Source organism: Novosphingobium naphthalenivorans NBRC 102051 (assembly GCF_001590985.1).
GTDB classification, from domain to species: Bacteria; Pseudomonadota; Alphaproteobacteria; order Sphingomonadales; family Sphingomonadaceae; genus Novosphingobium; species Novosphingobium naphthalenivorans.
In genome coordinates this window covers 1-5,950 of sequence record NZ_BCTX01000144.1, presented here as the reverse complement: position 1 = coordinate 5,950, position 5,950 = coordinate 1, and the positions used below count along the sequence as shown (strand labels likewise).

At 62.0% G+C, this 5,950-nt stretch carries 10 protein-coding genes; 2 read left to right on the top strand and 8 right to left on the bottom strand.

All coding sequences use genetic code 11. The features are described 5' to 3' along the window. Positions 1 to 162 precede the first annotated feature (162 nt). On the bottom strand, positions 163 to 447 hold the full coding sequence (locus NN5_RS23840; RefSeq protein WP_015460590.1) for a hypothetical protein: 285 nt from the start codon (positions 445 to 447) through the stop codon (positions 163 to 165). A gap of 11 nt (positions 448 to 458) precedes the next feature. Next, a complete protein-coding gene (locus tag NN5_RS23835; RefSeq protein WP_015460589.1) occupies positions 459 to 1,154 on the bottom strand; it encodes a hypothetical protein in 696 nt (231 codons plus the stop codon). Between the two features lie 312 nt (positions 1,155 to 1,466). Here NN5_RS23835 and NN5_RS23830 point away from each other — a divergent pair, with 312 nt between their 5' ends. Next, positions 1,467 to 2,138 (top strand): type IV toxin-antitoxin system AbiEi family antitoxin domain-containing protein, encoded by a 672-nt coding sequence (locus NN5_RS23830; RefSeq protein WP_020818773.1) that lies wholly within the window; start codon positions 1,467 to 1,469, stop codon positions 2,136 to 2,138. Then, positions 2,131 to 3,003, top strand: a complete 873-nt coding sequence (locus tag NN5_RS23825; RefSeq protein WP_015460587.1) for a nucleotidyl transferase AbiEii/AbiGii toxin family protein — start codon at positions 2,131 to 2,133, stop codon at positions 3,001 to 3,003. The genes NN5_RS23830 and NN5_RS23825 overlap by 8 nt, the downstream gene beginning before the upstream one ends. Positions 3,004 to 3,142: 139 nt before the next feature. Here the strand turns inward: NN5_RS23825 and NN5_RS23820 are convergent, their stop codons facing one another. The 6 genes from NN5_RS23820 to NN5_RS23795 form a co-directional block, all read right to left on the bottom strand. Continuing rightward, on the bottom strand, positions 3,143 to 3,448 hold the full coding sequence (locus NN5_RS23820; protein WP_015460586.1) for a DUF7673 family protein: 306 nt from the start codon (positions 3,446 to 3,448) through the stop codon (positions 3,143 to 3,145). Between the two features lie 4 nt (positions 3,449 to 3,452). Next, on the bottom strand, positions 3,453 to 3,842 hold the full coding sequence (locus NN5_RS23815) for a DUF6915 family protein (protein ID WP_015460585.1): 390 nt from the start codon (positions 3,840 to 3,842) through the stop codon (positions 3,453 to 3,455). Positions 3,843 to 3,845: 3 nt separating this feature from the next. Beyond that, a complete protein-coding gene (locus NN5_RS23810) occupies positions 3,846 to 4,319 on the bottom strand; it encodes a DUF6878 family protein (RefSeq protein ID WP_015460584.1) in 474 nt (157 codons plus the stop codon). Continuing rightward, positions 4,316 to 4,834 (bottom strand): hypothetical protein, encoded by a 519-nt coding sequence (locus tag NN5_RS23805; RefSeq protein ID WP_020818772.1) that lies wholly within the window; start codon positions 4,832 to 4,834, stop codon positions 4,316 to 4,318. The genes NN5_RS23810 and NN5_RS23805 overlap by 4 nt, the downstream gene beginning before the upstream one ends. 208 nt (positions 4,835 to 5,042) lie before the next feature. Further along, positions 5,043 to 5,456, bottom strand: coding sequence for a type II toxin-antitoxin system VapC family toxin (locus NN5_RS23800; protein WP_020818771.1), 414 nt, complete (start codon positions 5,454 to 5,456; stop codon positions 5,043 to 5,045). Further along, positions 5,453 to 5,719 carry an antitoxin gene (locus NN5_RS23795; RefSeq protein WP_020818770.1) on the bottom strand — a complete coding sequence of 89 codons (267 nt, stop codon included), beginning with the start codon at positions 5,717 to 5,719 and terminating at the stop codon, positions 5,453 to 5,455. The genes NN5_RS23800 and NN5_RS23795 overlap by 4 nt, the downstream gene beginning before the upstream one ends. Positions 5,720 to 5,950 lie beyond the last annotated feature (231 nt).

Genomic DNA, 5,950 nt, shown 5'->3' with positions numbered 1-5,950 from the left:
ACGCAGGAGATGATCGGCCATCGCGAAACGCTCGCGCGTCAGGCCGCTGGCTTTGGCGAGTTGGCTCCAGGATGCCGGAATTCGACTGGGCTTCTTCCGTGCGCAGCTATTCCGCAGGACCGCAATCTGGGATGGTGGCCCGTCAACGGCGGACAGTCGCGTTCAGGCGTAGTGCGGCCGGACCTCGGGAAAGGCCGGGGGCGCCGTCCATTCGAAGACGATGGCAGTATAACGGCCGCCATCATAAAGGACGGAATCGACGCGGCGACGATGACGCTGTAGCCGTTCGAGCAGGCGGTTGGCGCGGTCAGCCAACTGGATGGCCCGCGCTTCGGTCGGCGCCAGCGCGAGAAGGCGGGCCAACTCGCCGGTGTCGTACCACCAGCCACCCTCTTCTGCTCCACCATAGGCGCGGTCAATCTCATAAAGGGCGATGATGTAGCGCATGTGCGGCTCCTTCAGTTGAGTGGGGCCGGGAGCGCCAGCCATTCGGGCTGGTCGTCGGCAATGGGCGGATCGAAGTTCGCGGCCTCGGCCTCGGAAAACACCGTGGCGCCAGCAAGCGAGCCGAAGCCCGAATGGCTGTTCCAGAAGAGCAGGCCGGCCTCTGCGTCGCGCGTGACAAGGACGTATCCGTCGACACCTTCGTGGTGACCGCGCGCGATAGCGCGATCGAGGAGCCGGGACGAACCTGCGAACTCGAGCCCGTCTTCGCGGATGACGACATAGCCGCCGCCGAACTCACCGGGGCGCAGGCGATCGCAATCGAGCGCATATTCGAAGCCAAACGGCAGAGCCGATTTCGCGGTCGCCTGGATCAGCAGCGCGGCGGTTTCGACATCGACCTGGTCGCCGTAGAACCAGACCTTGCAACGGCCTGACCCATCGGACGGATCGACCTGCAGCGAGAAGCTGAGGCGTGGATAATCGAGATCGCTGAAGATCGCGCGAAATCCACCGAAGGGATCGGCCTCGATCGACGGGAAGCACGACGTGAAGGATTCGCCGAGCGCGGCATAAGCTGCGGCAAGTTCATCCTGCTCGAAACCAGAATCATCGAGAATTCCTGTAGCATCTTCGATCTGGCGCAGGACTTCGGCCTCGGCCTCGGTAACGGTGAGCACAAAGCTCGCTTTGACGAAATGGTTGGCCATGTTCGCTCCTCGCGAAAAATAGGTTCGGGACAGTCAGGTCTCCGGCCTCGGAGACATGTCCTGCCCCTTCCCCCTTCCCTGCTCCTCTTTGCGTGCGCGAAGCGCAGATGCGGCGAGGCGCGCGGAGGAGAGCCTCGGTCTCGGTCAGTGGCTTACAGAAGGCGTGGGCACCGTCAGCGAGTCCAAGCGTATCGCCGACACCAGCACGTCGGGAGACAAGGCCTGCGGCGCGCCGGGGAAGGTTTTGCTCATTCTGGCCGCTCATCCGATAATTTCTGGAAACTTTCACAATTTGGAAGTATGAGGAAATTCATGTCATCCTTGGCACAGCAGATCACGGCAGCAGGGCTGGCCGACCATATCCTGAGCGAACGCCAGCTTGGGCGGTTGCTGGGCGGCGGGGATGCGCGGCGCTACGGCCTCGTAAACCGTGCCCTCAAGGATGGCTCCCTGCTTCGGGTGAAGCGCGGCACATATCTTCTGGGGCGAGACTATCGCAGCCAAACCGTACATCCCTTCGCCATTGCCCAGAGTCTCGTACCAGGCAGCTATATCTCGCTCGAAAGCGCGCTGACCTGGCATGGCTGGATTCCCGAAGCGGTTTTCACCACCGCCAGCGTGACACCGGGACGCAAAACGCTGCACTTCGACACGCCGGACTTCGGGGCGTTCAGCTTCCACCCTCTCGCCATTGCCGATTATCGGTTCCTGATCGGCGTTGATCGGGTCCAGATGGGCAAACTCACCGCCTTCGTCGCCCAGCCTTTGCGGGCGCTGATGGACTTGGTTGCCCTGCGCAAGGAACAATGGAGCGGGGTCGAATGGCTGACCCATGGCATGCGGATCGACCCGGACAGGCTCGTCTCGCTTCGACGAAAGGATTTCGCCAAGCTCAGATCCACCTACAAGCACAAGGCCGAGAACGCCTTTCTCGCCGCGCTCGAATACGCCGTCATGGCCCGAAAGGCTTCCAATCATGATTGACATCATCCAGGAAAAGCTGCGCAGCTACGATGCGGCCAACGCCCTCGAAGAGGAAAATGCCGTCAAGGAAATCCTCCAGGAGATCGCGCTTTACGCCCTGTGGCGCGGCGATTTCTTCGATGTCGCCCTGTTTCAGGGAGGCACCTCGCTGCGTATCCTTCATGGCCTGCCGCGTTTTTCAGAAGACCTCGATTTCCTCCTCCGCGCGCCCGATCCGGATTTCGATTGGTCGCCTTATCTCACGGTTCTGGTCGACGTGTTCGGCCAGTTCGGCCTGAAGCTCGACGCGCGGCCCAAGGCGAAAATGGACAGCGCGATCCGCCAGGCGCTCCTCAAGAATGATTCGATCGCCAGCCAGCTCGACCTTATCTTTGCCGGGACAGGCAAGCCCCGGACGATCCGCATCAAGTTGGAAATCGATGTCAATCCCCCCGCCGGCTCCGGCGAAGATGCCACCTATCTCGATTTTCCGGCCGACTATGAAGTGCGACATCAGGATCTGCCGTCCAACTTCGCGCTCAAGATCCATGCGCTGCTCTGCCGGGGCTTCCTCAAAGGTAGGGACTGGTACGATTTCTCCTGGTATGTCGCAAAGGGAACTGCCCCCAATCTGCCGCTCCTGCGCGCGGCGCTGATTCAAGCCGGACCGTGGGCTGGTGACGAGAGCATTGCCGTCAATATGCCCTGGCTGAAGGACGCGCTGGGCAGCACGATCGCCGGTCTCGACTGGAAAGCGGCGGCCGAAGATGTGCGCCGCTTCCTGCGTCCGGCTGAACTCAAATCGATCGACCTGTGGAGCGAGCGCTTCTTCATGGCGAAGCTGGACCGGCTGGTTCCGCCCCCCGGACAGAATGCGAATGCATGATTGCCCGTCGCCAGGGCAAGCGCTCGACGCCTGACTCAAGACCTATGGAACCGTGCGCGATGGCAACTCGGGTCATCTCCTGCCCGAGCAACAGTAGGAGATCGATAACGAGCGGGTTGCTCTGCACGTTGGAAAACTTCTAGTCGCCGAAATCCCGCCAGCGGCCGACCAGTTCGATCATCTCGGCCTTGCAGCCGAAGGCATCCGGATAGATCGCGCCTTCATGTTGACCGAGGAAACCGACGATCGTCGTGATGTGGGTCGCGATCGTCGCGTCGACGCCGAACAGATCGGCGATAGGAAAGTGCCCGCAATCCTCGCCGTTCCACCAGGCCAGAAGGAAGTTTGCGACCCGGCGTGATTGGCCGGTGTCGGATCGGGCAATTGCGATGAGACGATCGAGGGCGTTGTCTGCGGCGGCCTTGCTGAAGGGTCCCTGATCCATGAGATCAGGCTACAGCAGCGTTGGGTGCGGGTGAACCGGAAATAGCAGGATCCAGCCCCGGCGAGCCGGCGGGATTGCCGCGCAACATCCAGGGCATCGGCTGGATGAGCCGTGCCCAGTCGGCGAAAGACGGAATGCGCCCCAGATCTTCGGTGACGTGCGCCTCCCCGATCAGACGCACCGGCACCTGACGTCCGTCGCTGTTGCGAACGGTCACGCCAAAAATCGTCTCGAGCAGGAAAATCCCCTCGGCATGGTGCCTGAGCGCCCGGTGGCGCGGATCAGCGATGATCTTCTTGGATTCATCGAACCATTGATGAAGGGCGATATAGTCGCCCGGCACGCCGCCCCAGCGGCGCGCCGAGCTGAGCGCATGAAAATAGCAGTGAGACATGGATCACAGCTCCGTCTCGGTGGTGTCGTAGTCGATGAACCGGGCATTATGCGTGATGGTCACGCCTCCCGAGGCGACATCGATGACGATCTCTCCGTAGGCGCCCTCGCCATTTTCCCAGCCACCATGATGGTCGCAGACGGCATTTTCAGCAAAAGACGACAGGGCGTCCTCCAGTTGCAATGCGGAACTGCGAACGTTTCCACCATAGTCGACGGCGTAATGGTCGCACAGCACCGAAGGCAATTCCCGGACAGACTGGCCGCCATAGGCGGTGACATCGCCCATCATGCCTTCATCACCGCCACCATCATAGCTGATGTCGACGCGTGTGATACCATGCTCCCGCAGGATAGGCAGGAACGCGCTCTTGCAGCGCGCTTCGACACGCCGGACGGCGGCGGCATGCTCTGCGATCTCGGCCTCGATACGAGCCTGAATGGCGGCCTGGTCGGAGGTAAGTTGCGTCGGTATCATACTGGTGTCTCCTCAAGCGAGCGGTTCGCGGCCTCGGCGCAGCGAGGGTAGGCGGCGGCGAGATTGCGATGAAGGATCTCGAAGTCGGGAATGGGGAACCGTCCCAACGGGTCGGGCCGCGTCGCGAGCAACGCACCCATGACGATGTCGTCGATACGGTCCCGGTCGACCGCGGGGGCACGGCCGTCGTCGTAGCGGACCGGCGGCGCGAAACCGGCTTCGACCCAGCTGGCGAGACCGTCCTGGGCGGCCTCGACATAGGCCGCGACCGAGGGATCGCGACGATAAGCGCCCGCATCGACCTTGAGACCGAGCGTGCGATAGATGCCGAAGTCGTGCCGGTTGGTGATAAAGACGAGGGCACACCCGTCCGGGGGCGGGCCGAAGCGGGCGATGACGGCGGCCCGATAGGCGGCGACCTCAAGCCGGTTGAGGCGCTCGAAGTCGGGGGTGTGGCCGAGCTGCGCGCAATCCTCGTGTCCGGGCGCGCCGCCGAGGTCGATGATGTCGGACATGGCCTTCTCCTGTTGCGTGAACACAAAGGCACACCCCCCTCCTCTCTCCGGCCATGAGGTCAATGGACGGCAAAGGCCCCCCGATCCGCTATGGAGCTGAAGGTCATCTCAAGGGTTAGGGTCGATCGCGAAGCGTGTGGCGGCGGCCCGCCGCTGGAGCGAGCCGATGCGCTAGACGAAAGCCATGCGGTGATTGCCCGGCATCCGGTCAATGAAGGTCGGCGATCCAGTTCTCGACTTTGAGTGCGCGTATCCGCGAGAAGTCTGTGATATTCGCGGTCACCAGCACCGCTTCCAGGGCATAGGCATGGGCAGCGATGAACCAGTCATTTGGCCCGATAGGCTTGCCGGCTGCTTCCAGCTCTGCGCGAATACCGGCATATTCAGTGTCGGCGGGGACATCGAGGGCAAGGATCTGGAGGCTGTCCAGAATGGCCTCGATCTGCGCCAGCAGCCGCGGCGAACCCGCTCTGGCGCAGCCGTAGCGGAGTTCCGCCGCGGTGATGATGCTGACACAGATCGCATCCGGGCCCACTTCGGCGATGCGTGCGGCAACCGATCCTTGCGGATTGCGGGCAAGCTCGGAGACGGTATTGGTGTCGAGCATATAGAGCCCGCTCACAGGTCGATGGCCTTTATCGGGAGCAATGTGTCCTCGACATCGGGAAACTGATCATCGGGCCCGAGCGGCTGCAGGGATGCGAGGACTTCCAGAAGATTCTTGCGGCGTACCGGTTCGATAATGAGGCGGTCGCCATCGCGATGGATCATCACGCGGTCACCCGGAAGTTCGAAATCGGCAGGGATGCGCAGAGCCTGACTCTTGTTGTTCCGGAACAGTTTGGCTTCTCGTGGAGGGACGGAAACTGCTTTTTTCCGGGCCATATCGACCTCCTTTGCATATGCATGAACATATGCATTGTACTGGGGAAATGTCAAGATTGTAGCCCATGCCGGGTGTTGCCGTACCAGTCACCGGAGCCGAGCGTGATGCGGCCCTCTGTCATGGAGAAATACAAAAGGCCCCCGCTCCGCGATGGAAGCGAGGGCCTCTTGAAGCAACGACTGGACGGTGCTCAGCTTGCAAAGGCGTGCTCTGCGGAGGATTGGCCGAGG